Here is a 25496-nt window from a genome sequence, read left to right as displayed (position 1 = left end):
ATGACGATCACCGAGAGCTACGTCGAGTTCGGCACCCGTGAGGCGCGGGGCGTGTCGCCGACCTACGAGCGCCTCTCCCTCGCGGCCTCCCGTGACGAGGAACTTCTCGCGCTGGTCGAAACGCTCCCGCCGGCCAAGCGGCAGCCGAACCTGCTGTTCGGTGTCGTACGACTGCTCGGCGGGCCCGTCGACGACCCGGCCGCGTTCCACGACTTCACGCTGACGAACTGGCCGGCGATCGAGGCGGAACTGCGCGCCCGGGCCGTCCAGACGAACGAGCCCGGGCGGTGTGCCGTCCTGCTGCCGGTGCTCGCCGCGCTGCCGCAGCCGCTGGCGCTGCTGGAGGTCGGCGCGTCCGCCGGGCTCTGCCTCTACCCCGACCGGTACGCCTACCGCTACGGCGACCACCTGCTCGGCACGGGCGAGCCGGTCCTCGACTGCGCGCTCACCGGCACCGCGCCACCGGACCGGCTACCCGAGGTGGTGTGGCGGGCCGGCCTGGACCTGAACCCGCTGCGGGTCACCGACCCGGCGGACGTCGCCTGGCTCGACGCGCTCATCTGGCCGGAGCACTCGCACCGCCGCGCCCGGCTGCGGGCCGCCGCGACCGTCGCCGCGACCGACCCGCCGCTGCTCGCGCGCGGCGACCTGGTGGACGACCTGCCCGCACTGGCCGCGCAGGCGCCGCCCGGCGCGACGCTGGTGGTGTTCCACACCTCCGTGCTCTACCAGGTGCCGGCGCCGCGCCGGGCAGCGTTCACCAAGCTGGTACGCGGACTGCCCGGCCACTGGATCGCGAACGAGACGCCGGCCGTGCTGCCCCACGACGCGCTGCCCGAGGAACCGGGCGAGGCGCTGCACAACGTGCTGTCGCTCGACGGCGTGCCCCTCGCCTGGACCCGCACGCACGGCCAGGCGATGACCTGGTGGGGTTGACCCCGGCGGCCAGGGCTGCCTCCGCCGACGAGGCAGCCCTGGCCCCCGTCCGTCAGTACTGCTTCTGCTGGCAAGGCACGCAGAAGCGGGCGTGCGGCAGCACCTCCAGGCGCTCCCGCGGGATCGGCGCCTCGCACTTCTCGCAGATGCCGTAGCGGCCGTCGGCGATGCGCCGCAGCGCCCCGGTGATCTGGTCCAGGCTCTGCCGGGTCGCGGCGATCATCGCGCTCTGGGTGTGCGCCTCGCCCGGGTCGCCGGTGTCGGCCGTCAGCTGCGTGAGCCGGACGGTCTGCGCCTCGAAGTCGGTCGTCAGTGTCGCCCGCAGCTCATCGAGCCACTGCTGGTCCGGCTGGGTGTGCGTGGTCATGGCGTAGCTCCCTCTGAAAAAAAGAAAGGGCCGAAGCTTGAGAAGCTTCGCCCTGGTGGCCGTTCGCACAGTTGCAAGCGGTTCACGGAGGGCTACGTCCGGCGGGGACGGGGCTCGGCAGTCCGGAGGCCACCGCGCCGGCAGGCGACGGCGCGACCGCGGATCGCACCACCCGGGTCTCGACGGTCACCGACAGGGCACGCCGACGGGCAGCAGCCGACGCCGCCGTCACCACGACGGCGGTGCTCCTCTGCTGACCGAACGAACACATGGAGCCACCATAGGCCGGGCGGAACGGAAAACCAACGTGCTTCCGTCCGCGCGGAAACCAGCCTCACCCGACCGGGCCGCTCGTCAGTCGTGGACGCGCTGGTGGCGGAGCAGGACGACCCCGTCGCCGTCGGAACCACCAGCGCCGGCGGGACCGCCCGCAGACCGGCGCCACCGGTTGTCCGACCCGGAGGGTACGTTCTTGCGGGCCGCCTTCCACGGCGGCGGACGGGAGGCCCGGCGTGTCCATCGCCCTGTTCACCCTCGGCGGCACGATCGCGATGGGCGGGGTGGACCCCGGCCGGGCCGGGGTGGTCACCCGGCTGACCGGCGCGGACCTCACCGCCGCCGTGCCGGGCCTCGACGAGCTGGGCCTGCCGCTGGAGGTCCGCGACACCCACGCGGTGCCGAGCGCGCACCTGACGTACCGCCAACTGCTCGACGTGGTCGACGCCGCCTCGCGGGCGGTGGCCGACGGGGTGACCGGTGTGGTGGTCACCCAGGGCACGGACACGCTGGAGGAGTCGGCGTTCCTGGCCGACCTGGTCTGGCCGCACGCCGCGCCGCTGGTCCTCACCGGCGCGATGCGCAACCCGACCCTGGCCGGCCCGGACGGCCCGGCGAACCTGCTCGCGGCGGCCCGCGTGGCGGCGGCCCCCGCCGCGCGCGATCTGGGCGCGCTGGTCGCGTTCGCCGACGAGATCCACGCCGCCCGCTGGGTACGCAAGACGCACAGCACCAGCACCGGCACGTTCGCCTCGCCGAACGCCGGCCCGGTCGGGCACGTGGTCGAGGGGCGCGTACGCGTGCTGGCCCGCCCGTCCCGCCGGGAGCCGCTGCCGCCGGTCGACCCGGCACGGCTCGACGCCACCCGGGTCGCGCTGCACACCGTGACGCTCGACGACGACGGCGGGCTGCTCGACCGGGTCGCCGACACCCACCACGGGCTCGTCGTCGCCGCCTTCGGGGTCGGGCACGTCCCAGCCGTCCTGGCCCCGGTGCTCGGGGCGCTGGCCGAACGGATCCCGGTGGTGCTCACCTCCCGCACCGGTGCCGGCTCGGTGCTGCGGCACACCTACGGCGCGGTCGGCTCCGAGACGGACCTGCGCCGCCGGGGCCTGCTGGACGGTGGGCTGCTCGACCCGTACAAGGCGAAGGTGCTGCTGCGGCTGCTGCTCGCGGCCGGCGCGGGCCGGGAGGCGATCGCCGCCGCCCTGGCCCGGCACGGCTGACCGCTCTCTAGACTGCGCCGGTGACCGGAGAGCGACGACCGCTGGCGGACCGGCCGCTGACCGAGCCACACCCGTCCCGGCTGCCGCCGGAGCATCCGGACCGGGAGCGGATCCTGGCCGCACACGCCGCCGCCCTGGCTGCCGGTGAGGCCGGCTACCTCGACCCGGCCACCGGCCTGTTCGTGCTGAGCGCGGGGTTCCTGGCCCGGCGCGGCACCTGCTGCGGTCGCGGCTGTCGGCACTGCCCGTACGTCGACGACTGACGGCGAACGGCTGATCGAGGGCTACCGCGAGGGGCGGGGCAGGCCGTACGGTGTCCGGCGGACACGTCGGGGTGGACTGTGGAGGAGTGGTCGTGCGGGGGCGGATCGTGGGCGCCGGGGTGGCCGTACTGCTGACGACGGGCTGCGGCGCGGAAGCGGCCGAACCGGTGGCGGTGCCGCCTCCCGCGCCGATCGCGGTCGACGTGGCGGCCGCCTCGTCGGGCGGGGCGTGCCGGCTGCTGGACTTCGGCGTGATCGAGCAGCACGCGGGGGTCCGCTTCGACGTCGCCGCCGCCAGCGAGACGGGCGACAGCCACACCTGCGTGGTCCGCGCCGAGCAGGCCACCCTGCCGGAGTTGACGCTGATCGTCACCGAGGCGTCGATCGACGCGGCCACCTTCACCACGGACGTGGTGCCGGAGAAGGCGGGCAAGGTCACCGGGCTGGGCCAGAAGGCGTACCGGCGGACCCTTTCGGCCAAGGGTGCCTTCGGCCCGGTCGCGGAGGTGGGCTGGCTGGCCACCGAGGGCCGCCTCGCCACCCTCCGCTACACCACTCCGGCCGACACGGCCAAGGCGGACGCCGACAAGCTCACGGACGCGCTCGTCGCCCTGGCCAAGCAGCTCGACATCCGCGCCATCTGACCCGCGCCGCCACTCCGCCCACTCCGCGATCTTGCACTTTCGGCCCCCGATCCGTCCCTTGCGTCGGATATTTCCGGGCACAAAGTGCAAGATCGCCGAGCCGAGCCAATCCGGGGCAGGGAGCGCGGGGTGGGGGCGGAGTGGGTCAGTGGGCGGCGACGAAGACGCGGGAGGCGACCTCGCGGGGGAGGCGGACGCGGTCGCCGGAGCGGTCGATCGACACCCCGTCGCGCTCCTGCGCCACCATCACCGTCGCGCCCGGGTCGACGCCGGCCGCGTGCAACTGCCGCAGCACGTCCGCGTCGGTCTGCACGCTCTCGCAGATCCGCCGGACCACGACCGGCCCGGAGAGGCCGGGGAACGCCAGGTTGCGCTCACCCTCGACGGCGTCGGCGGTCTCCGGCCCCGGGGTGCCCAGCGCCTCCAGCCCCGGGATCGGGTTGCCGTAGGGCGAGCGGGTCGGCCGGTTGAGCAGGTCGTAGACCCGCTTCTCAACGGCGTCGCTCATCACGTGCTCCCACCGGCAGGCCTCCTCGTGGGCCTCCTCGTAGGGCATCCCGATCACGTTGACCAGCAGCAACTCGGCGAGCCGGTGCTTGCGCATCACCGACACGGCGGTGCTGCGGCCGTGCGGGGTGAGCGCCAGGTGCCGGTCGCCCTCCACGGTGAGCAGGCCGTCGCGCTCCATCCGGGCGACGGTCTGACTGACGGTGGGCCCGCTCTGCCCCAGCCGCTCGGCGATCCGGGCGCGCAGGGGCGGCACGCCCTCCTCCTCCAGCTCGAGGATGGTCTTGAGGTACATCTCGGTCGTGTCGACCAGATCCGTTTTAGACACCTTCATCCCTCCCTGCCGCGGAGGTAACTTCAGGCTCGGTCGTGCCGACCAGATCATGCCTCACATCAGCGGCCCTCCGGCCCACGATGGTACCCCGACGCAGGCCGAACGACCCTTGACGAACCGCGAGGCCCGGGCCCGGATGGTGTTGACTTGACCTCATGTCCGGAACCGAGGAGCTGCTGGTCGAGGCCGACCGGCTCGCGACCGAGCTCGACCACGCCGACCCGCCCACCCTGCTCGACGTCCGCTGGCGCCTGACGGGCCCGCCCGGCCGGGACGACTATGCCGCCGGTCACCTGCCCGGCGCGGTCTTCGTCGACCTCGACACCGCGCTCTGCGGCCCGCCCGGCCCGGCCGGCCGGCACCCGCTGCCCGACCCGGCCGCGCTCCAGGCCGCGCTGCGGGCCGCCGGCGTCCGCGCCGGTCACCCCGTGGTGGTGTACGACGGCGGCGACGGCATGGCCGCCGCCCGCGCCTGGTGGACCCTGCGCTGGGCGGGCCACCGGCCGGTACGCCTGCTGCACGGCGGCTTCCCGGCGTGGCGGGCCGCCGGACTGCCCACCAGCACGGCGGAGCCGACCCCGGCGCCGGGCGACGTCGAGGTGCGCCCCGGCGCGCTGCCGGTGCTCGACGCGGGGGAGGCCGCCCGGCTGGCCGCCGCCGACGAGGGCGTCCTGCTGGACGTGCGCGCCGCGCCCCGCTACCGGGGCGAGACCGAGCCGATCGACCCGGTCGCCGGGCACGTCCCGGGCGCGGTGAACCTGCCCGCCGGCGAGTACGTCGCCGAGGGCCGGTTCCCGGCCGCCGACGCGCTGCGCGCGCGGTTCGCCGCCGCCGGGGTGGCCGGGGGCGCCCCCGTCGGGGCGTACTGCGGGTCGGGGGTGACCGCCGCGCAGGCCGTGCTCGCCCTGCACCTGGCGGGTCGGCCCGACGCGGCGCTCTACGTCGGGTCGTGGAGCAACTGGGTCGCCGACCCGTCCCGGCCGGTCGCCACCGGGGAGGGCTGAGGGGCACGCCCGCCCCGGCGACGCCCGCCGACGGCCCGGTCGACGACACCCAGCCGGTGCCGGCCGGCCGAGCGGCACGTGCGCCGGGCGACACGAGGGCGCGTGAGCAGGCCGAGGCCGGGTCACGCCCCCAGCGCCTGCGCTGGGGGCGTGCGGGCGCGCGTGCGACGATGAGGCCATGTCCGAGGACACGGTGGTGGTGTGGGACGAGTCCCTGCTCGCCTACGACATGGGGGATCACCCCCTCGACCCGGTCCGGGTGGAGCTGACCGTCGCGTTGGCCCGCGAGCTCGGCGTGCTGGCGCGTCCCGGGGTGCGGCTGGTCAAGCCCGAGCCGGCCGACGACGCGCTGCTGACCCGGGTGCACGACCCGCGCTACCTCGACGCGGTGCGGAACGCCCCGCGCGACCCGCTCTTCGCCGGCTTCGGGCTGGGCACCTCGGACAACCCGGTCTTCGCGGGGATGCACGAGTCGAGCGCGCTGGTCGCCGGGGCGAGCGTGGCCGCGGCCGAGGCGGTCTGGCGGGGCGAGGCCCGGCGGGCGGTCAACGTGGCGGGCGGGCTGCACCACGCGATGCCCGCCCGGGCCGCCGGCTTCTGCGTCTACAACGACCCGGCGGTGGCCATCGCCCGCCTGCTCGACCTCGGCGCCGAGCGGGTCGCGTACGTGGACGTGGACGTGCACCACGGCGACGGGGTGCAGCAGATCTTCTGGAACGATCCGCGGGTGCTGACGGTCAGCCTGCACGAGACGCCGCTGGCGCTCTTCCCGGGCACCGGCTTCCCCGACGAGACCGGCGGGCCGGGCGCCGTGGGCAGCGCCGTCAACGTCCCGCTGCCGCCCGGCGTGGACGACGCCGGCTGGCAGCGCGCCTTCCACGCGGTCGTGCCGTCGGTGCTGCGCGTGTTCCGGCCGCAGGTGCTGGTGACCCAGTGCGGGGCCGACGGGCACCGGCTCGACCCGCTCGCCGACCTGCGCCTCTCCGTCGACGGTCAGCGCGCCACCTACCTGGCCCTGCGGGCGCTCGCCGACGAGCTGTGCGAGGGCTGCTGGGTGGCCACCGGCGGCGGCGGGTACGCGCTGGTCGAGGTGGTGCCGCGGGCCTGGACGCACCTGCTCGCCGTGGCCACGGGCGAGCCGATCGCGCCGGCCACGCTGACCCCGCCGGCCTGGCGGGAGCTGGCCGCCGCGCGCCGGCCGGGCCGGGAGATCCCGCTGCGGATGACCGACGACGTCGACCCGTCGTACGAGCCGTGGCAGCCGACCGGCGAGCCGAACGCGGTGGACCGGGCGATCGCGGCGGCCCGCAAGACGGCCTTCCCGCTGTTCGGGCTCGACCCGCACGACCCGCGCGACTGAGCCGGGCCGGAAGGAACCACACAGGTGACCACGGTGGAACAACCGGTGGACGTGCTGCTCAGCGACGGCACCACCGTCCAGTTGCGACCGATCCGCCCGTCGGACGGGCCGGGGATCGTCGCGATGCACTCGCGCTTCTCCGAGCGCACCCGCTACCTGCGGTACTTCTCGCCGTACCCGCGCATCCCCGAGCGGGACCTGCACCGCTTCGTCAACGTCGACCACCGCGACCGGGAGGCGTTCGTGGTGCTGGCCGGCGACCGGATCGTCGCCGTCGGCCGCTACGAGCGGCTCGGCCCCGACGCGCCCGAGGCCGAGGTGGCGTTCGTGGTCGAGGACGCCTACCAGGGCCGGGGCATCGGCTCGGTGCTGCTGGAGCACCTGGCCGACGCGGCCCGCCGGACCGGCATCGCGAACTTCGTGGCCGAGGTGCTCCCGGCCAACGGCGCGATGCTGCGGGTCTTCTCCGACTTCGGCTACCAGCTCCAGCGCCAGTTCGCCGACGGCGTGGTGCACCTGACCTTCCCCATCGCGCCCACCGACGCCACGCTCGAGGTGCAGCGCGGCCGCGAGCACCGCACCGAGGCCCGCTCCGTCGCCCGGCTGCTCGCCCCGCGCGGCGTCGCCGTCTACGGTGCCAGCGCCACCGGGCAGGGCGTCGGCGCGGCGGTGCTCGGGCACCTGCGGGACGGCGGCTACACCGGCGCGGTGGTGCCGGTGCACCCGAGCGCGGCGACGGTCGCCGGGCTGCCCGCGTACCCGTCGGCGGCCGACGCGGGCGTGCCGGTCGACCTGGCCGTGGTGGCGGTGCCGCCGGAGACGGCGCGGGAGGCGGTCGACGACGCCGCCGCCGCGGGCGCGCACGCCCTGGTGGTGATCTCCGCGGGCTTCGCCGAGGCCGGCCCGGACGGCGCGGCCGCGCAGCGCGCGCTGGTCCGCGCGGCGCACGCGGCGGGCATGCGCGTCGTCGGCCCGAACTGCCTGGGGGTGGCCAACACCGACCCGACCGTACGCCTCAACGCCACCCTCGCCCCGCGGCTGCCGGTGCCCGGCCGGGTGGGCATCTTCAGCCAGTCCGGCGCGTTCGGGGTGGCGCTGCTGGCCGAGGCGGACCGGCGCGGGCTGGGCCTGTCCAGCTTCGTCTCGGCCGGCAACCGGGCCGACGTCTCCGGCAACGACCTGCTCCAGTACTGGCAGGACGACCCCGGCACCGACGTGATCATGTTGTACCTGGAGACCTTCGGCAATCCGCGCAAGTTCGCCCGGCTGGCCCGCCGGATCGGCCGGGACAAGCCGGTCGTGGCGCTCGCCTCCCCGGCCCGCCCGCCGGGCGTGGGCGACTCCGTGGGGCCGGACGAGGTCGCCGTCGGCGCGCTGTTCGCCCACTCCGGGGTGATCCGGGTGGACACCGTCGCCGAGCTGCTCGACGTCGGGGTGCTGCTGGCCAACCAGCCGCTGCCCGCCGGGCCGCGGGTCGGCGTGGTCGGCAACTCCTCGGCGCTGACCGGGCTCGCGGCCACCGCCTGCGCCGCGCAGGGGCTCACCGTCGCCCGCGGCTACCCCCGCGACGTCGGGCCCCGCGCCGGGGCGGCCGAGTTCGCCGCCGCGCTCGCCGACACCGCCGCCGACGAGGGCGTGGACGCGCTGGTGGTGGTCTTCGCCCCGCCGCTGCCCGGCCAGCTCACCGACACCGAGGCGGACTTCACCGCCGCCCTGCCGGCCGCGCTCGCCGCCGGCAAGCCGACCGTGGCGACGTTCCTGGTCGGCCGGGCGCCGGCCGGGGTGCCCGCGTACCCGAGCGTGGAGGAGGCCGTCCGCGCCCTCGCCCGGGTCGCCACGTACGCCGACTGGCTGCGCCGCCCGGCCGGCCTGCTGCCGGAGCTGCCCCGGGTTGACCGGGCGGCGGCGCACGCGGCCCTGCGGCCCGAGGCCCTCGACCCGGTGGGGCTGCTCGCCGCGTACGGGATCGACGTGGTCGAGTCGGCGCCGGTGCGGTCCGCCGGGGAGGCCGTCGACGCGGCGACCCGGCTCGGGTTCCCGGTGGCCCTCAAGGCCGCCGCCCCGGGCCTGCGGCACCGGCTCGACCTCGGCGCGGTCCGGCTCGACCTGCCCGACGCCGCCACGGTCCACCGCGCGTACGCGGAGATGTCGGCGGTCTTCGGCGCGGAGGTCCTGGTGCAGCCGATGGTGCCGCCCGGCGTGGCCTGCGTGGTCGAGCTGGTCGAGGACCCGGCGTTCGGCCCGGTGGTCGGCTTCGGGCTGGGCGGCGTCGCCACCGAGCTGCTCGGCGACCGGGCCTGGCGCGCGGTGCCGCTGACCGACCTGGACGCGGCCGAGCTGGTCGACGAGCCACGGGCGGCGCCGCTGCTGCGCGGGCACCGGGGCGCGGCGCCGGTGGACCGGGCGGCCCTGGCCGACCTGCTGCTGCGCGTCGGCCGGCTCGCCGACGAGCAGCCCCGGGTGCGCGCGCTCACCCTCAACCCGGTGCTCGCCCGCCCCGACGGCATCTCGGTGCTGCACGCCACCGTACGCATCGGCTCCGCCGTCGCCCGCCCCGACACCGGCCCCCGCCGCCTGTAAGGGCGTCAGGCCCGGGAGGAGATCTGCTGCACCGCCCAGGCGTTGCCGTCCGGGTCGGTGAAGAAGACGAAGCCGACGTTGTCCAGCGGGTCCGGCACGGGGCGCGGGTTCTCGCCCACCACCTGGATCTCGCTGACCGCCACGCCGCGCTCGACCAGCTGGGCCCGGGCCCTGGGCAGGTCGGGCACGACCAGTTGGAGGCCCTTCAGCGAGCCCGGCGGCATGTCCGGCAGCACGCCCTCGCCGATCACGATCGAGCAGCCGGAGCCGGGCGGGGTGAGCTGCACGACCCGCGCGCCGGCGCCGACCACCGTGTCGTGGTCCACGGCGAAGCCGAGCTGGTCGGCGTAGAACGCCTTGGCCCGGTCCACGTCGGAGACCGGTACGACCACCACTTCCAAAGTCCAGTTCACACCCGTTGGTAGCCCGTCCGACGGGCCACGTCAAGGACCCCGGCCCGGACGCACGCGAGGCCCCGGCGAACCGCCGGGGCCTCGCGTGGCTCAGGGAACGTCAGCAGGCGTACGCTTCCAGGCGCTGCGCCCGCTCCGGGTCGCGCAGCTTCAGCAGGGTCACCTTCTCGATCTGCCGGATCCGCTCCCGGGACAGGCCGAACTCCCGGCCGACCTCGTCGAGCGTGCGCTGCCGGCCGTCGTCGAGACCGAACCGCAGCCGGATCACCGCCTGCTCCCGCTGGGAGAGGGTGGCCAGCACGATGCTCACCTCGTTGCGCAGCTCGCCCTGCGCGGCGGCGTCGCCCGGCTCGGCGCTCGGGTCCACCGCGGCCACGAAGTCACCGAGCGCGCTCTCGCCGTCCTCGCCGACCGCCTGGTCCAGGCTCACCGGCTCCCGGTCGTACGAGATCAGCTCGATCACCTGGAACTCCGGGATGTCCATGGCCCGGGCGACCTCGGCGACCGTGGGCTCGCGGCCCAGCGAGACGGACAGCTCGCGGCGGGCCCGGACCATGCGGTTGACCTGCTCGACCATGTGCACCGGGATGCGGATGGTGCGGGCCTGGTCGGCCATCGCGCGGGTGATCGCCTGCCGGATCCACCAGGTGGCGTAGGTGGAGAACTTGTAGCCCTTGGCGTAGTCGAACTTCTCGACCGCGCGGATCAGGCCGAGGTTGCCCTCCTGGATGAGGTCGAGGAACGGCATGCCGCGACCGGTGTAGCGCTTGGCGATGCTGACCACCAGGCGGAGATTCGCCTCCAGCAGGTGGTTCTTCGCCGCCCGGCCCTGCGCGACGATCAGCTCCAGGTCGGCCCGCAGCTCGACGGAGACCGGGGTGCAGGTCGCCAGCTTCTCCTCGGCGAACAGCCCGGCCTCGATCCGCTTGGCCAGGTCGACCTCCTGCGCGGCGGTCAGCAGCTTCGTCCGCCCGATCCCGTTCAGGTATGCCCGGACCAGGTCCGTGGAGACGCCGCGCTCGTCCATGGCGTCGAGGTCGGTCAGGGTGTCGGTGGCGTGGTCGGCCTCGGTGGTGCCGGCCGGGCGCATCCGGTGCTCCATCATCTGCAGGGCCATCTCGTCTTCTCCCCGTGTCCACGTCTGTGCCGCTCGTTCCGGCCCAGTGGTGCCGGTGTGACACACAGCTTGGCGGGCGGGGCGTGAAACGGGAGTGAGGCGATCGGGGACCCGACACGAATCAGGTCCCGGTCCTGCGCACCGTGCGCGTGTCGTCGCCGACGGTTCCTTGTGGCGTGCGGTTACCGTGCCAGCGGTCGGCCAGTGGGGCCGGCGCCGCCGGCGACGTCGGCGCACCGGAACGGGTTTTGGAGGGTGTCGTGGTCTTCAAGCGGCTCATGCAGGCGATGGGCGTGGGTGGCCCGTCGGTGGAAACGGTCCTGGCGAACCCGAACTGCCGCCCCGGCGGCCAGTTGGAGGGCGTCGTCCACGTGGCCGGCGGCGAGCACCCCGTCGACATCTCCTACGTGTCCCTGGGCCTGGTCACCCGGGTCGAGGTGGAGAGCGGCGACAACGACTACGAGACCACGCAGGAGTTCCACCGGCAGGCGGCGACCGGCGCGTTCCGGCTGGAGCCCGGCCAGCGCCACGACATCCCGTTCCGCTTCGCCGTGCCGTGGGAGACGCCGCTCACCGAGCTGTACGGGCAGCACCTGCACGGGATGACGATGGGGCTGCGTACGGAGCTGGAGGTGGCCCGCGCCGTCGACAAGGGCGACCTGGACGCGGTGGCGGTGCACCCGCTGCCGTCCCAGCAGCGGATCCTGGAGGCGTTCCTGCGGCTGGGCTTCCGGTTCGCCCGGGCCGACGTGGAGCGCGGCCACATCTACGGCGTGCGGCAGAGCCTGCCCTTCTACCAGGAGATCGAGTTCGGCCCCGCCCCGCAGTACGCCGGCGCGATCAACCAGCTCGAGGTCACCTTCGTCACCGACCCGCAGCAGATCCAGGTGGTGCTGGAACTCGACAAGCGCGGCGGCCTGTTCACCGAGGGCCGGGACGCCTTCGGCCGCTTCACCATCGACCACGCCACCGCCGAGCGCACCGACTGGACGGCCCAGCTCGACGCCTGGATCCGCCAGTCGCTCCAGCGCCGCGGGCTCTTCTCCTGACCCGCCCACCCGTCGGGGCGACGACGGGTGGATCACGAGGTCGGCGGCGTCGGAGGGGATTGAGGACGCCGCCGACCTCACGGCCGGCGGACAGGTCAGGGGCTACAGGTCGAGCAGGACCGTACGCGGACCGACGTTGACGCTTTCCACCAACATGTGGGCGCGGAAGCGGCCGGTCTCGACCTTCGCGCCCCGGGCACGCAGCGCCTCCACGACCGCCGCCACCAGCGGCTCCGCCACCTCGGCCGGGGCCGCCGCCGTCCAGGTCGGACGGCGCCCCTTGCGGGCGTCGCCGTAGAGGGTGAACTGGCTGACCACCAGGATCGGCGCGCCGGTGTCGGCGGCGGACCGCTCGTCGTCGAGGATGCGCAGCTCGTGCACCTTGCGGGCCATCGTGCGGGCGGTCTCGACGGTGTCGGTGTGGGTCACCCCGAGCAGCACCAGCAGCCCGTCGTCGATCGCGCCGACCACCTCGCCGTCGACCGTCACGCCCGCCCGGCCGACGGTCTGCACCACGGCCCGCATCAGCCGGTCACCGGCTCGATGAAGCCGCGCTCGACGAGGTGCGCCACGATCGGGCCGGCGGCGTCGGCCAGCTCCTCGGGGGCGACGTCGTGCGCGGCGGCGAGGAGGGCGAGCTGGTCGCGCAGCGGCAGCCGCCCGTCGGCCCCGCCCACCAGGGCGAGCACCAGGGGGTCGATCTCCTCCGTCCAGCGCAGCCCGTGCGGCATGGCCAGCACCTGCCGGTCCACCGCCCAGCCCTCGTCGCCCATCGTGGCCTCCTGCCGGAGCTGGAGGCCGTCAGCCGCCCGGTAGCGCGCGGCGAGCAGCCCGTCGGCGTCGTGGGCGCGCAGCCAGTCCTGGCGGTCGAACCAGGCGCCGATCCGGTCGCCCAGCGGCGCCTCCACCCGCTGCCGCAGGTCCTCCACCCGGATCACCGGGTCGTCGTGGCCGGAGCGGCGCAGCGAGACGATGCCGAAGCCGACCGCCTCCACCTTGTGCGCGTCGAACCAGTCCAGCCAGTCCGCCATCCGCTGCGGGTCGGCGGCCTCGCCGACGTCGGTGAGCCACAGGTTGACGTACGCCATCGGGTCCGCCACCTCGCGCTGGACGACCCAGGCGTCCAGCCCGGTGCCGGCGAACCAGCCGGTCACCCGCTCGGCCCAGTCCTCGCCCGCGACGTGCACCCAGTTGGCCAGGTACTGCATGGTGCCGCCCTCGGTGAGCAGACCGGGCGCGGCGGCGGCCAGCTCCGCGCCGATCGCGTCGCCGACCCGGCCGGAGTCGCGGTAGACGTGCGTGGTGGTGCCCGGCCCGACCACGAACGGCGGGTTGCTCACCACCAGGTCGAAGCGGCGCCCGGCGACGGGGGCGACCATGTCGCCGCGGAGCAGCTCCCAGTCCTGGCCGTTGAGCGCGGCGGTGGTGGCGGCGAAGCGCAGCGCCCGCTCGGAGACGTCGGTGGCGGTCACCCGCCGGGCGTGGGTGGCCAGGTGCAGCGCCTGTACGCCGGAGCCGGTGCCCAGGTCCAGCGCGGTCTCCACCGGCCGGCGGACGGTCGCGCCGATCAGCGTCTGGGTCGCCCCGCCGATGCCGAGGACGTGGTGGGCGTGCAACGGCCGGCCCGGGCGGGCGCTGGCGGGCACGTCGGCCAGCACCCACCAGTCGTCCCCGTACGGCTCCAGGTCCAGGCCCATCCGCAGCCCGTCGCCGTGCCGTTCGACCAGGCCCCCGGCGAGCGCCTCGTCCAGCGACAACGGCGCGAGCGCGGCGGCCACGGCGGCCTCCGGCTCGGTCTGCTCGCAGACGAACACCCGGATCAGCGTGCCGAGCGGGTCGCGGTCCTCGGTGGCGCGCAGCGCGGCCCGGAAGTCGTTGCGGGCCACCCCGCCGGTGGCCTGCGGGCCGAGCCGGGTGGCGATGCCGTTCGAGGTGAACCCGGCCCTGGTCAGCGCGGTTTGCAGCGCCTCGACGCCGGCGGGGGAGAGCAACATGTCGTGTCCGTCCACGCCGTCATCCTGCCTGGCGCCGCGTGCCGGTGTTCGACCACCCGGGAGATCGGCGCCACCGTCGCCAGCGCGCGCCGGTCGGCCGCCCGTGCCACCAGCCAGGTGTACGCCAGCAGCACGAGCACGTCGACCAGCACCAGCTGCCACGGCGCGTCGGCCATCGTCTCGTCCACGGCCAGCCCGCCGAACGCCGCGGCCAGCCCGAACGCGCCCACGTTGTTGACCACGTGCAACGCGACGGCCGCCTCCAGGCCGCCGGTACGCACCGTGAGCCAACCGCAGAGCAGGCCCATCACGACCAGGTCGGCGAAGCCCCAGACGGTGCCCCAGCCGTGCGCCGCGGCGAAGAGCACCGCCTGCACCACCATCCCCGGCCAGGGTGAGCGCAGCCACGTCCCGAAGGCCTGGAGCAGCCAGCCGCGGAACAGGTACTCCTCGGCGGCGGCCTGGAACGGGACCAGCGCGACGACCATCAGCAGGGCGGCGACGAAAGCGGGCCAGCCGACCCAGGCGTCGAGCGGGCCGAGGAGGACCATCTCGTCCCCGGTGGCCCGCAGGAGCAGGTGGGTGCCGAGCAGCATGACCGTGATCGCCGGGGTGGCCGTGAGCAGGCAGGTGCCCAGCCAGCGCCACCGGACCCGGCCGAGCACGGAGGAGAGGCTGCCGGCCGGCCGGCGTTCCACCCCGCGGGCGACGGCCATCGTCACCGGCAGGGCCACCGCCACCGACAGCACCAGCAGGGCGGTGTCCACGACGGGACCGAAGACGGGCAGCCCGTCGGCGTCCGTCGGCGTACCGGTGATCTCCGCCACGACGGTGGCGACGCCGAAGAGCGCGCAGCCGACGAGCAGCGCGCCGCCGAGCAGGGCGAGGACGCCGACGAGCGACCGCCACCATCGCTGCCGGCCGGTCCGGGCCAGCCGGTGGTACGGGGCGCCCGGGGGAGTACTACTGATCATGGGAGCAAGCCTGCCGCCGCCGACGGGCCGGCGGGTCGACGCGCGGACCGAATTCGGCACCACCCTGGGGTATAGGCCACCTCGTGCCCGCGGGCGACGTGACCGGTCGGCGGGCCTCCGTAGGGTTGCCTCATCATGACTCTCCTGCGGACCTGGTTGCTGCCGTCGGCGCTGGTCGGCGCCCAGCTCCTGCTCTGGCCCGGCCTGCCGCTGCTGCGGGGCGACGCACCGGACGTCACGGTGACCTCGGCGGGTCTGGTCGCCGCCGTGGTCACCCTCCTGGCGCTGGGCTGGCGGCAGCATCGGCCGCTCCCGGCGCTGGCCGTGGTCCTGGCCGCGCAGACCGTCGGCCGGCTGGGCGCCTCTCCCGACGACCTGCTGGTGCTCAGCCTCGCCGAGCTGGTCGCCATCTGGTCCGTGGCCGTCCGGGCGCCCGGCCGGGTCGTGCGCGTGGCACTGGCCGTGAGCGCCCTGTGGGTGGCGTCGGTCAACCTCCCCCGCTTCGACACCGCCGCGGCCTACCTGGGGGAGGTCGTCGTCGCCGTGCTCGGCTACCTGCTGGCCGCGGGTCTCGGGCGCAGCCGCCGGCACTGGATGACCGGGCGGGCGGCGGTGGCCGGCCGGCTCGTCGCCGTCGAGGCGGAGGCCCGTCAGGCGGCGGAGACCGAACGCCATCGGCTCGCCCGGGAGCTGCACGACGTCAGCGCCCACCACCTCACCTCCATCGTGGTGACGGTGGGAGCGGCCGAGCGCCTCGCGGCCCGGCGTCCGGAGCTGGCCGCGGAGGCGGTGGAGTTCGCGGCGCGTACGGGGCGGGAGACCCTGGTCGCGCTGCGCCGCCTGGTCGCGGTGATGAGCGACGACACCGAGGCGCACCGGCCGCTGCGGCGACGGCTCGACGACCTGGTCGCCGGCTTCCACCGGCTCGGCCAGCCGGTGCGCCTCGACCGCACCGGTCCGGAACCGTCGGCCGCCCTGGCCGGGGTCGTCCACGCCGTCGTCCGCGAGTCCCTGACCAACGTGGTGCGGCACGCTGCCGGAGCCGACGTCTCGGTCCGGGTCGCGGTCGACGCCGGGACCGTCACGGTCACGGTCGCCGACACCGGCGTACCGGGGCCGACGGCCGCCTTCACGCTGGGCGCCGGGCGGGGGATCAGCGGTCTGCGGGAGCGCGTCGCCGCCCGGGGCGGCACCCTGCGAGCCGGCCCGGACGGCGACGGCTGGCGGGTCGAGGCGCGCCTGCCGGTCGGGGCGGATCCCGGCAGCCTGCCCGTCGGGGCGGATCCCGGCAGCCTGCCGTCGCCGGTCCGGTCGGAGAACGGCCGGTCCCTGGTGACCGCCGCGCTGGTCGGCAACGCGCTGGTGCTTCCGGTGGCCGCGGCCCTCGTCTCGGTGGAGACCGACGCCGAACTGGCGGGGCTGCGCGACCCGATCGTCCTGCTCCAGTTCCTGCTGCTCTCCGTGGCGCACGCCGCGCCGCTGGCGTGGCGGTGCCGCCGACCGTGGGCCGCGTTCGCGGGCGTCGCCGGGACCGTGCTGCTCTGGCCGGTCACCGCGCTGCTGGTCGGGCTGCCCCGGGGTGCGGAGTTCGTGCTGCTGACCGCCGGCTTCGCCGACCTGGCCGCCGTCTGGGCCGTGGCCGCGTACGCCCGACGGGCCGGCCCGACGTGGCTGGCCGCACCGGTGGCGGCCACGGTGCTCGCCGTGGGCCTGGTCGGTACGGCGGCGGCGGACGGCTCGATCGCCGGGGAGCCCGTGCACGTGCCCGTGACCGTCTTCATGACCGTCTTCGTCGCCGGGCTGCTGCTGGCGCCGATGCTGCTGACCTGGGGCGGCGGCGCTCTGGTCCGGGGCCGGCGGCGGCGGGTGCTCAGCCGGGAGGGCGACGCGCTGGCCGCGGCGACCGCCCGGGCCGTGGCGGCGGCCCACGCCGAGCGGGAGCGGGTCGGTGCCGGACTGCGCTCGGCGGTGCTGGACCGGGCCGGCCGCCTGGTGGTCGTCGCCGACCAGGGCCGGCTCGCCGAGATCCTGGTCGAGGCACGGGCCACGTTGGCCGCGATGCGCGGCCTGCTGGACGACCTGCGCGCCGACGACCGGCCGGCGCCGCACGGTCCGCAACCGACCCTCGCCGACGTGGGCGGGCTCTGCGCGTCGCGGCAGGCGCACGGCCGCGACGTCCTGCTGGACGCGCCGGCGACCGTGCCGGCCCTGCCGACCGACGTGGACGTGTCGGCGTACCGGCTGGTGGAGGCCGCGTTGGACGCGGGCGTCGGGCCGGCCCGGGTGGTGCTGCGGCTGGCCGGCGGTGAGCTGCGGGTGTCGGTCACGGGCCTGCCCACCGCGTCGGACCCGCTGGTCGTCGCCGGGCTGCGGGCCCGGGTCGACGCGCTCGGCGGCCGGCTCGCGCTGCGCCGCGGCGAGCTGCGGGCGCGGCTGCCGCTGCCGCCGGTCCCCGTGGTCGCCGCCGGGCCCGGGCAGCGGGGAGAACGAGTTCCGGAGGGGGCGCGATGATCAGGGTGCTGGTGGTGGACGACCAGCCGGTGGTCCGGGCCGGATTCGCGGCGATCGTCGACGCCGAACCGGACCTGACGGTGGTCGGGGAGGCCGCCGACGGCGCCGACGCGCTCGACCAGGCCGCCCGGAGCCGACCGGACGTGGTGTTGATGGACATCCGGATGCCGGGGATGGACGGCCTCACCGCCACCGCCCGGCTGACCGCCGACCCGGCCGGCCCCCGGGTGCTGGTCCTGACCACCTTCGACCTGGACGCCCACGTGTTCGAGGCGCTGCGGGTGGGCGCCTCGGGCTTCCTGCTCAAGGACGCCCAACCGGTCGACCTGCTGCACGCGATCCGGGTGGTGGCCGCCGGCGACGGGCTGCTCGCACCCACCGTCACCCGCCGGCTGATCGACGCGTTCGCCACCGGGGCACTCACCCCGCCGGCGGAGCCCGCCGAGCTGGCCGCGCTCACCGCACGGGAGCGCGAGGTCTTCGTCCGGCTCGCGGCCGGACTGACCAACGCGGAGATCGGCGCGCAGTTGGGCGTCGCGACCGGCACGGTGAAGGCGCACGTCAACGCCCTGCTGGGCAAGCTGGGTGCGCGGGACCGGGTGCAGGCGACGATCCGCGCCTACGACCTCGGGCTCGTCCGGCCCGGCACCCGGCGGTCACCCGCGTAGGGCCGCCGGCCGGGCACACCCCGGAGGGTCGGGCGGAGACGCCCTGCCCGGCGCCGGTGGCTGCCGACGGGGAAGGCCCGGACGGATCGGCGTGGCCCCTCCGCCCGGCCTCCGCCATTGGGCAGGATGGTCCCATGACGCTCGCGCTGCCCATCGACCCCGAGGCCAGCCGGCTGCTGGAGCGCAGCCCGCTGGCCCTGCTGCTGGGGATGGTCCTCGACCAACAGGTGACGATGGAGAAGGCCTTCTCCTCGCCGTACGTGCTGACCCAGCGCCTCGGACGGGACCTGGACGCCCGGGAGATCGCCGACCACGATCCCGAGGCCCTGGTGGCCCTGTTCGCCCAGCCGCCGGCGCTGCACCGGTTCCCGAAGGCGATGGCGGCCCGGGTGCAGGAGGTGTGCCGGGTCCTCGTCGACCGGTACGACGGCGACGCCGCCCGGCTCTGGTCCGACGTCGCCGACGGCCGGGAACTGTTCCGCCGCATCGCCGAGCTGCCCGGCTTCGGCAGGCAGAAGGCGCAGATCTTCCTCGCCCTGCTCGGCAAGCGGTTCGGGGTCACGCCGGAGGGCTGGCGGGAGGCGGCCGGCGGGTACGGCGACCTGGACGCCCACCGGTCGGTGGCGGACGTCGTCGACACGGAGTCGCTGCGCCGGGTGCGTGACTACAAGCAGCAGGTGAAGGCGGCGGCGAAGGCGAAGGCAGCCCAGGGCTGACGCCGTTGCCGCGTGGCGAGGCCGGTGGACGGGAGTTCCGGGGCGCCCCGTGCGGGCCGAGGCCAGACGGCGGTCGTGGGTGTGCCTCGGCGCGCCGTGACGTCAGGCGGCGGTCGGCCGGGACAGGGCGGCCAGCGCCCGCCGGACGTCGGCGAGGGAGACCGTCGCCGAGTCGTCCAGGTCGGCCAGGCCGGCCTCGATCCACTGCCGCATCAGAGTGGTGACCCCGATGCCGCGGGCGTCGGCGGCCGCGCGGACCCGCTCGTACGTCTCCAGGGGCAGGCGCACCGACCGGCTGACCATGGGGGTGTCGGTGTCGGGGGTGGGCAGCTCCACCGGCTGAGTCTCGTCGATCAGCTCCGCGAGCCGGTCACCGCCGCTGTGGAACTGCTTGGTCGCGTCGTTACGGTTCATCGTCACCGCCTCCTCATCGGCGAGATCTCCGCACGGCCTCGTCGTAGCGCTTCGCCTCGGCGTCGCTGAGCTCGCGGGCGGAGAGGATGTCCCAGTCGTTGTCGGTGCCGTCGGCCTCGGCGAGCAGCACGGCCAGCCGGCGCCCCCGGCGGGCGGCGGCGTAGACGACCATCACGTCGTCGCCCAGGTGACGGATCACCCGGCGGGTGCTGTGCAGCGCCTCCCAGACTTCCCCGGGCGTGACGTCGTAGACCCTCAGGTTGGCCAACGCCTCGTCGGTGAAGCTGAACCTGCTGCCCACGGCGCGAGCGTACCACGGATGTAACACGAACCCGGCTGAGCCGATTTTCGCTGATCACGCGTTCGAGGTGACAGGATGGGGCGTAACCCCCTCGAGGAGGTCCGTGGTGAAGCGTCAGGCGTACCAGCCGATCCTGATCACCGACGCCTCGCGCAGCCAGGACGACCAGCTCACCAGCCGTCAGCGGCGCTACGTGCTGATGATGGGGATCCGGGTGGCGTGCGTGATCGTCGGTGCCGTCCTGGTCGGCGTGCAGGCCCCGCTGCTCTGGCTCTGGCTGCCGTTGGTGGCCCTCGGCATGGTGCTCATCCCCTGGCTGGCGGTGCTGCTGGCGAACGACCGGCCGCCGAAGGAGCAGCACCGGCTGGCGTCCCGGTTCCAGCCGCGGCACCGCGACGAGACCCCGCCGATGAGCCTGACCGCCGAGGAGCGGCCGCACAAGGTGATCGACGCCGAGCCCTGACCGACCCGCTCCCCGTGGGCGAGCGGGGGCGGGGCGCGGGTTTCGGGTCAGGGAGTGGGGCGGGCACCCACCTGCGAGACCGCCATGGCGCCGAGGTCGCCCGCGCGGCGCAGCGCCACCGCCGCATCCGCGCCGGCGAGCCAGGCGGCCAGCAGCCCGGCCGCGAAGGCGTCCCCGGCCCCGGTGACGTCCACCACCGCCACCCGGCGGGCCGGCGCCACGGCGACCGTGGCGTCCCGGTCCACCCAGACCGCTCCCGCCGCGCCCTGCTTGACGACGATCCGCCGGGCGGAGGCCGACAGCGCCCGCCCCTGCGCCGCCGGGTCGAGCCCGCCGGCCAGCACCGTCGCCTCGTCGGCGTTGACCAGGAGCAGGTCGACCCCGCGTACCCAGGACAGGAAGGCCGCCGCGCCGACCCGCCGCAGCGGCGCCGCGGAGGCCGCGTCGACGCTGGTGGTGAGCCCGCGCTCGCGGGCGGCGGCCAGCGCGCGCAGCCCGGCCGGGCGGGACCCGGCGTCGAGCAGGGTGTACGCGGACAGGTGCAGGTGCCGCGCGTCCGGCGCGGCGGCCAGCGCCGCGTCGACGTCCGCCGGGGCCAGCCGCAGGTTGGCGCCCCGCTCGGTGATCATCGTCCGTTCCCCGGCGGTGGCCAGCACGATGACCGTGCCGGTGGCGTGCTCCCGGTGCCGCGTCACCGCGCAGTCGACCCCGGCCCGCTCCAGCTCGGCCACCCGCTCCCGCCCCTGGCCGTCGTCGCCGACCGCGCCCACCAGCGTCACCGGCACGCCCTGGGCGGCGAGCCAGGCCGCGGTGTTGGCGGCCTGTCCGCCGCCGCTGAACCGGATGGCCGCCGGCGTGTCGGAACCGGTGGCCGGCGGCCCGTCCAGCACCGCCACCACGTCGGTGATCAGGTCACCGACGACGAGGACGCGGCCTGCGGTCATGCGTCGGCGCGACGGGCGGCCGCGGCGACCGCGATCCGGGCGGCGAGGTCGGCGTTGCGCAGGATGATCCGGACGTTCACCGCCAGGCTCGCCCCCTCGGTCGCCGAGTGGAAGTGGGCGAGCAGGTAGGGCGTCACCGCCTTGCCGGTCACCCCGTCGCGCTCCAGCAGCGCCAGCCCGTCGGCGAGCGTCCGGTCGTGCAGCTCCGGGTCGAGCTGCTCGTCGGCCGGCAGCGGGTTGGCCACGATCAGGCCGCCGTGGTGCACGCCGTGCTGCTCCCGGGCGGCCAGCGCGTCGGCGACCTGCTCCGCGGAGTCCAGCGACCAGTCCAGGTCGAAGCCGCCGTCGGTGATGAAGAAGCCGGGGAACCGCCGGGTCCGGTAGCCCACCACGCCGACGCCGAGGGTCTCCAGCCGCTCCAGGGTGGCGCCCACGTCGAGGATCGACTTGACGCCGGCGCAGACCACCGCGATCGGGGTCCGGGCCAGGGTGACCAGGTCGGCGGACTCGTCGAAGGTCTGCGCGGCCTCCCGGTGCACCCCGCCGAGGCCGCCGGTGGCGAACACCCCGATGCCGGCGGCGGCCGCCACCGCGCTGGTCGCGGCCACGGTCGTGGCGCCGTCCGCGCCGGTGGCCGCCGCCACGGCGAGATCGCGTACGGAGAGCTTGGCGACCCCGTCGGCGGTGGCGAGCCGGGTCAGCTCCGCGTCGTCCAGGCCCGCCACGAGCCGGCCGCCGACCATGCCGATGGTCGCCGGGACCGCGCCCGCGTCCCGGACCGCCTGCTCGATCTCCCGGGCCACCCGGAGGTTGTCCGGCCGGGGCAGGCCGTGCGAGACGATGGTGCTCTCCAGGGCGACGACGGGGCGTCCGGCGCGCAGCGCCTCGGCCACCTCGGCGCCGTAGTGGATGTGAAAGTCGGTCACGTCACCACCGTACGGCCTCCGCCGAGGGTGGCCTGAAGTGGACCGGGCCGCGGTGACCTGCCAGACTTGACGGTCGGAGGTGTAGAAGTGAGCACACAGGTTCTCGAGCGTCCGGAGCTGAAGGACGCCGACACCGGTCCCGAGATGTTCCACTACGTGCGCAAAGAGAAGATCGCCGAGAGTGCCGTCATGGGCACCTTCGTCGTCGCGCTCTGCGGGGAGACCTTCCCGGTGACCAAGGCCGCCAAGCCCGGCTCGCCGGTCTGCCCGAAGTGCAAGGAGATCTACGACTCGTACGCCGAGTGAACCAGGGCGGCCGGGACGGCCGCCCACGTAACCTGCGGCGGTGACCACCTCCACCGCCCTGCTCCTCGCCGACCTCACCGGGGTGGCGGTCTTCGCCGCCTCCGGGGCCTCCGCGGCGGTGGCCAAGCGGCTCGACCTCTTCGGCGTCGTCTTCGTCGGCTTCGTCGCCGCGCTCGGCGGCGGGATCTTCCGGGACCTGGCGATCGACGAGGTGCCGCCGCTGGCCTTCGCCGACTGGCGGTACGCCGCCACGGCCGCCGTCACCGCCGCCGCCGTCTTCTGGCTGCACCCCCAGCTCGCCAGGCTGCGCACCACCGTGCTCGTGCTGGACGCGGCCGGGCTGGGGCTGTTCACCGTCACCGGCACGGTCAAGGCCCTCGACGCCCAGGTGCCGGCGGTGGGGGCGTGCGTGATCGGCATGCTCACCGCGATCGGCGGCGGCCTCGGGCGGGACCTGCTCACCGCCGAGATCCCGGTGGTGCTGCGGCGCGAGATCTACGCGGTCGCCGCGCTCGCCGGCTCGATCGCCGTGGCGCTGCTGGACGCGCTCGGGCACGCCAACGCCGCCTGGCTGACCGCGGCGGCGGTGTTCGTCTTCCTGTTCCGCCTGATCGCCCTGCGCCGGCGCTGGTCGGCCCCGATCGCCACCCTCCGCCCCCCACGTACCCACGCCCCCGGCCCCCACCCCTGACCCCGGCCCCCTCGCCTCCGTTGCACTTTCTGCCCGGTCAAACGCCGCTCAGGGTGCGAAGTGGGGGCCGAAGGTGCAAGATCGCGGGGGTCGTCCACCGGGGCGATGCCGTCGGGTCGCGGGTGCGGCGGGTGTGAGCCGCGTGGTGTCGGCTGGGTCGGGCGGGCCCCGCTGGTTATGCTGAGTCGGCCTTCGCGGCACCATCGGCGCGGAGGCGTTTTCATGGGCGGCGGCACCCGTGGCCCTCGGCCGGGGTCCGCCATCAGGCGGTCGGAGAGGAGCTTCGCGTGGCGGCCCGGTTGCCGGCGATCGAGACGTTTCCGGCACTGCGCGCGTGGCAGCGCAAGGCACTGGTGGAGTACCTGCGCCGGCGCGACCCCGACTTCACCGCGGTCGCCACCCCGGGCGCCGGCAAGACCACCTTCGCCCTGCGGATCGCGGCCGAGCTGCTCACCGACGGCACCGTCGAGGCGGTCACCGTGGTGGCCCCGACCGAACACCTGAAGACCCAGTGGGCGCAGGCGGCGGCCCGGGTCGGCATCCAGCTCGACGCCGCCTTCCGCAACGCCGACCTGCACTCCGCCGCCGACTTCCACGGCGCCGTCGTGACGTACGCGCAGGTGGGGGTGGCACCTCAGGTGCACAAGCGGCGCACCCTGACCCGGCGCACGCTGGTCATCCTCGACGAGATCCACCACGCGGGGGACAGCCGCTCCTGGGGCGACGGGGTGAAGGCGGCGTTCGAGGGCGCCGAGCGCCGGTTGATGCTCACCGGCACCCCGTTCCGTTCCGACGACAACCCGATCCCGTTCGTCACGTACGAGCGGGGCGGGGACGGCCTGCTCCGCTCCCGCGCCGACTCGGTGTACGGCTACGCCGACGCGCTGCGCGACGGCGTGGTCCGCCCGGTGCTCTTCCTGGCGTACTCGGGGGAGACCCGGTGGCGCACCAACGCCGGGGAGGAGCTGGCGGCGCGGCTCGGCGAGCCGATGACCCAGGACCTCGTCGCGCAGGCGTGGCGTACCGCCCTGGATCCGGCGGGCGACTGGATGCCGCAGGTGCTGCGGGCCGCCGACGCCCGGCTGACCGTGCTGCGCAACGCGGGGATGCCCGACGCCGGCGGGCTGGTGATCGCCAGCGACCAGCAGACCGCCCGCTCGTACGCCAAGCTCATCGAGCAGTTGACCGGCGAACGGGCGGCGGTGGTGCTCTCCGACGACGTGGGGGCCTCCGCGCGGATCGCGACGTTCGCGGCGTCCGAGCAGCGGTGGCTGGTGGCGGTCCGGATGGTCTCCGAGGGCGTCGACATCCCCCGCCTGGCGGTCGGGGTGTACGCGACCAGCGCCAGCACCCCGCTCTACTTCGCGCAGGCGATCGGCCGGTTCGTCCGCGCCCGCCGCGAGGGGGAGACCGCCTCGGTCTTCCTGCCCAGCGTGCCGCACCTGCTCGGGCTGGCCAGCGAGATGGAGGCCGAGCGGGACCACGTGCTCGGCAAGCCGAAGGACCGCGAGGGTTTCGACGACGACCTGCTGGAACGCGCCCAGCGCGACGACCAGGCCAGCGGCGAGCTGGAGAAGCGCTTCGCCGCGCTCTCCGCGACCGCCGAGCTGGACCAGGTGATCTTCGACGGCGCCTCGTTCGGCACCGCCGCCCAGGCCGGCACCCCCGAGGAGGAGGAGTACCTGGGCCTGCCCGGGCTGCTGACCGCCGACCAGGTCGCCATGCTGCTGACCAAGCGGCAGCAGGAGCAGCTCGCCGCCCAGCGCCGGAGGGCCGCGCGGCCCGCTGAGCCGGCCGCTGAGCCGGCCGCGGCGCCGCCGGCACCGATGAGTGCCGCCCAGCGCCGGGTCGCCCTGCGTCGGCAGCTCAACGCTCTGGTGGCCGCCCGGCACCACCGGACGGGGCAGCCGCACGGCAAGATCCACGCCGAGCTGCGCCGCCTCTGCGGCGGCCCGCCGAGCGCCCAGGCCACGATCGAGCAGCTCGAGGAGCGCATCGCCACCGTCCAGACCCTCTGACGGCGGACGGCCCCGCACCCGACCCACCCGCGCCCCACCCGACGGGGCAGCTCGACAGCGTGGTGCGGGCCGGTCTCGGGGGCCTACGTCAGACGATGCCGTTCACGACCCGTGCGGTGGCCCGTGGACCGGGCGCGCGGTTCGCGCCCGCTGCGCCCGTCAGGCCGCCCGTGGGCCGGGCGGTGTGCGGTCGGCTCCGCCCGCGCCCGCTGTGCCCCGTCAGGCCGTCCGTGGGCCGGCTGTGGGATCGCCCGCCCGTGCCCCCTGGGCCCCGTCGGGGCGCCCGTGGGCCGGCCGCGCGCTCCGCGCCCCGCCGCGCCCGTCAGGCGGCCCGTGGCCCGGCCGCGCGCTCCGTTCCGCCGCGGCCCGTTGCGGTCCGTGGGTCAGGCAGGGTGGGGGTACGCAAAAGCCGGCCGGAGGCTCCCCGGGGGGGGCCGCCGGCCGGCGATGTAGTGGGTTTGCGGTTTGAGTTAGCCATCAGATAGGCGCCACGC

26 protein-coding genes are annotated in these 25496 nt (G+C 75.6%); 15 read left to right on the top strand and 11 right to left on the bottom strand.

The window, feature by feature from the left end; translation table 11 throughout:
- Entirely contained in the window at positions 1-936 is a 936-nt protein-coding gene (locus AB0L34_RS14465; protein WP_363704940.1) for a DUF2332 domain-containing protein, read from the top strand.
- A gap of 52 nt (positions 937-988) precedes the next feature.
- Here the strand turns inward: AB0L34_RS14465 and AB0L34_RS14460 are convergent, their stop codons facing one another.
- Positions 989-1303: a TraR/DksA C4-type zinc finger protein gene (locus tag AB0L34_RS14460; protein WP_350710945.1), complete on the bottom strand. Its 315-nt coding sequence runs from the start codon at positions 1301-1303 to the stop codon at positions 989-991.
- Positions 1304-1815: 512 nt separating this feature from the next.
- On the opposite strand from AB0L34_RS14460, the gene AB0L34_RS14455 reads away from it, so the two are divergent.
- From AB0L34_RS14455 to AB0L34_RS14445, 3 genes are all read left to right on the top strand, one after another.
- Positions 1816-2805 carry an asparaginase gene (locus AB0L34_RS14455; RefSeq protein WP_363704938.1) on the top strand — a complete coding sequence of 330 codons (990 nt, stop codon included), beginning with the start codon at positions 1816-1818 and terminating at the stop codon, positions 2803-2805.
- A gap of 20 nt (positions 2806-2825) precedes the next feature.
- Positions 2826-3068, top strand: coding sequence for a DUF5522 domain-containing protein (locus AB0L34_RS14450; RefSeq protein WP_357454027.1), 243 nt, complete (start codon positions 2826-2828; stop codon positions 3066-3068).
- A 92-nt stretch (positions 3069-3160) separates the two neighbouring features.
- On the top strand, positions 3161-3712 hold the full coding sequence (locus AB0L34_RS14445) for a hypothetical protein (RefSeq protein WP_363704936.1): 552 nt from the start codon (positions 3161-3163) through the stop codon (positions 3710-3712).
- Positions 3713-3857: 145 nt separating this feature from the next.
- Here AB0L34_RS14445 and AB0L34_RS14440 read toward each other — a convergent pair whose 3' ends face one another.
- Positions 3858-4553 carry a metal-dependent transcriptional regulator gene (locus AB0L34_RS14440; RefSeq protein ID WP_363704934.1) on the bottom strand — a complete coding sequence of 232 codons (696 nt, stop codon included), beginning with the start codon at positions 4551-4553 and terminating at the stop codon, positions 3858-3860.
- A 155-nt stretch (positions 4554-4708) separates the two neighbouring features.
- Here AB0L34_RS14440 and AB0L34_RS14435 point away from each other — a divergent pair, with 155 nt between their 5' ends.
- From AB0L34_RS14435 to AB0L34_RS14425, 3 genes are all read left to right on the top strand, one after another.
- Complete coding sequence (locus AB0L34_RS14435) at positions 4709-5557, top strand: sulfurtransferase (RefSeq protein ID WP_363704933.1); 849 nt, start codon at positions 4709-4711, stop codon at positions 5555-5557.
- A gap of 178 nt (positions 5558-5735) precedes the next feature.
- Positions 5736-6917, top strand: a complete 1182-nt coding sequence (locus AB0L34_RS14430) for an acetoin utilization protein AcuC (protein ID WP_363704931.1) — start codon at positions 5736-5738, stop codon at positions 6915-6917.
- 24 nt (positions 6918-6941) lie between these two features.
- Positions 6942-9497, top strand: a complete 2556-nt coding sequence (locus tag AB0L34_RS14425; protein ID WP_363704929.1) for a GNAT family N-acetyltransferase — start codon at positions 6942-6944, stop codon at positions 9495-9497.
- 5 nt (positions 9498-9502) lie between these two features.
- Here the strand turns inward: AB0L34_RS14425 and AB0L34_RS14420 are convergent, their stop codons facing one another.
- Both AB0L34_RS14420 and sigB read right to left on the bottom strand, forming a co-directional pair.
- Entirely contained in the window at positions 9503-9910 is a 408-nt protein-coding gene (locus tag AB0L34_RS14420) for a VOC family protein (protein ID WP_363704927.1), read from the bottom strand.
- 100 nt (positions 9911-10010) lie between these two features.
- A complete protein-coding gene (sigB, locus tag AB0L34_RS14415) occupies positions 10011-11000 on the bottom strand; it encodes an RNA polymerase sigma factor SigB (RefSeq protein ID WP_363704968.1) in 990 nt (329 codons plus the stop codon).
- Between the two features lie 287 nt (positions 11001-11287).
- On the opposite strand from sigB, the gene AB0L34_RS14410 reads away from it, so the two are divergent.
- The gene (locus AB0L34_RS14410; protein ID WP_357454006.1) at positions 11288-12076 is read left to right on the top strand and encodes a sporulation protein; all 789 of its coding nucleotides are present in this window, start codon (positions 11288-11290) and stop codon (positions 12074-12076) included.
- Between the two features lie 102 nt (positions 12077-12178).
- On the opposite strand, the gene dtd is transcribed toward AB0L34_RS14410, so the two are convergent.
- From dtd to AB0L34_RS14395, 3 genes are read right to left on the bottom strand one after another with little or no spacing between them, the layout of a single operon-like run.
- A complete protein-coding gene (gene dtd, locus AB0L34_RS14405) occupies positions 12179-12601 on the bottom strand; it encodes a D-aminoacyl-tRNA deacylase (protein ID WP_363704925.1) in 423 nt (140 codons plus the stop codon).
- A complete protein-coding gene (locus tag AB0L34_RS14400) occupies positions 12601-14085 on the bottom strand; it encodes a methyltransferase (RefSeq protein ID WP_363704923.1) in 1485 nt (494 codons plus the stop codon). Before AB0L34_RS14400 ends, dtd begins: the two co-directional genes overlap by 1 nt.
- Positions 14025-15044: a CPBP family intramembrane glutamic endopeptidase gene (locus tag AB0L34_RS14395; RefSeq protein WP_363704921.1), complete on the bottom strand. Its 1020-nt coding sequence runs from the start codon at positions 15042-15044 to the stop codon at positions 14025-14027. Before AB0L34_RS14395 ends, AB0L34_RS14400 begins: the two co-directional genes overlap by 61 nt.
- 135 nt (positions 15045-15179) lie before the next feature.
- Here AB0L34_RS14395 and AB0L34_RS14390 point away from each other — a divergent pair, with 135 nt between their 5' ends.
- The 3 genes from AB0L34_RS14390 to AB0L34_RS14380 all read left to right on the top strand — a co-directional run bounded on the left by AB0L34_RS14390 (position 15180) and on the right by AB0L34_RS14380 (position 18939).
- Positions 15180-17555, top strand: coding sequence for a histidine kinase (locus tag AB0L34_RS14390; protein WP_363704919.1), 2376 nt, complete (start codon positions 15180-15182; stop codon positions 17553-17555).
- Entirely contained in the window at positions 17552-18223 is a 672-nt protein-coding gene (locus AB0L34_RS14385; RefSeq protein WP_350710969.1) for a response regulator transcription factor, read from the top strand. Before AB0L34_RS14390 ends, AB0L34_RS14385 begins: the two co-directional genes overlap by 4 nt.
- 134 nt (positions 18224-18357) lie before the next feature.
- Positions 18358-18939, top strand: a complete 582-nt coding sequence (locus AB0L34_RS14380; RefSeq protein ID WP_357453991.1) for an HhH-GPD-type base excision DNA repair protein — start codon at positions 18358-18360, stop codon at positions 18937-18939.
- A gap of 102 nt (positions 18940-19041) precedes the next feature.
- Here AB0L34_RS14380 and AB0L34_RS14375 read toward each other — a convergent pair whose 3' ends face one another.
- Together AB0L34_RS14375 and AB0L34_RS14370 are read right to left on the bottom strand one after the other, a co-directional pair.
- Complete coding sequence (locus AB0L34_RS14375; protein WP_357453988.1) at positions 19042-19353, bottom strand: hypothetical protein; 312 nt, start codon at positions 19351-19353, stop codon at positions 19042-19044.
- A 13-nt stretch (positions 19354-19366) separates the two neighbouring features.
- A complete protein-coding gene (locus AB0L34_RS14370; RefSeq protein WP_245724613.1) occupies positions 19367-19654 on the bottom strand; it encodes a hypothetical protein in 288 nt (95 codons plus the stop codon).
- A gap of 106 nt (positions 19655-19760) precedes the next feature.
- Here AB0L34_RS14370 and AB0L34_RS14365 point away from each other — a divergent pair, with 106 nt between their 5' ends.
- On the top strand, positions 19761-20117 hold the full coding sequence (locus AB0L34_RS14365) for a DUF3099 domain-containing protein (protein ID WP_350711071.1): 357 nt from the start codon (positions 19761-19763) through the stop codon (positions 20115-20117).
- A 47-nt stretch (positions 20118-20164) separates the two neighbouring features.
- Here AB0L34_RS14365 and AB0L34_RS14360 read toward each other — a convergent pair whose 3' ends face one another.
- Entirely contained in the window at positions 20165-21061 is an 897-nt protein-coding gene (locus tag AB0L34_RS14360; RefSeq protein WP_363704916.1) for a carbohydrate kinase family protein, read from the bottom strand.
- Positions 21058-21987, bottom strand: a complete 930-nt coding sequence (locus AB0L34_RS14355; RefSeq protein WP_350710977.1) for a pseudouridine-5'-phosphate glycosidase — start codon at positions 21985-21987, stop codon at positions 21058-21060. Before AB0L34_RS14355 ends, AB0L34_RS14360 begins: the two co-directional genes overlap by 4 nt.
- 87 nt (positions 21988-22074) lie before the next feature.
- On the opposite strand from AB0L34_RS14355, the gene AB0L34_RS14350 reads away from it, so the two are divergent.
- From AB0L34_RS14350 to AB0L34_RS14340, 3 genes are all read left to right on the top strand, one after another.
- A complete protein-coding gene (locus AB0L34_RS14350; RefSeq protein ID WP_091096469.1) occupies positions 22075-22293 on the top strand; it encodes a DUF3039 domain-containing protein in 219 nt (72 codons plus the stop codon).
- A gap of 40 nt (positions 22294-22333) precedes the next feature.
- A complete protein-coding gene (locus tag AB0L34_RS14345; protein WP_363704914.1) occupies positions 22334-22984 on the top strand; it encodes a trimeric intracellular cation channel family protein in 651 nt (216 codons plus the stop codon).
- A 287-nt stretch (positions 22985-23271) separates the two neighbouring features.
- Positions 23272-25002 carry a DEAD/DEAH box helicase gene (locus AB0L34_RS14340; protein ID WP_363704912.1) on the top strand — a complete coding sequence of 577 codons (1731 nt, stop codon included), beginning with the start codon at positions 23272-23274 and terminating at the stop codon, positions 25000-25002.
- Positions 25003-25496 lie beyond the last annotated feature (494 nt).

The organism is Micromonospora sp. NPDC052213 (genome assembly GCF_040679695.1).
Lineage (GTDB): Bacteria > Actinomycetota > Actinomycetes > Mycobacteriales > Micromonosporaceae > Micromonospora.
Note: the sequence above shows the minus strand (reverse complement) of the source record. Positions and strands in the feature narration are given on the sequence as shown.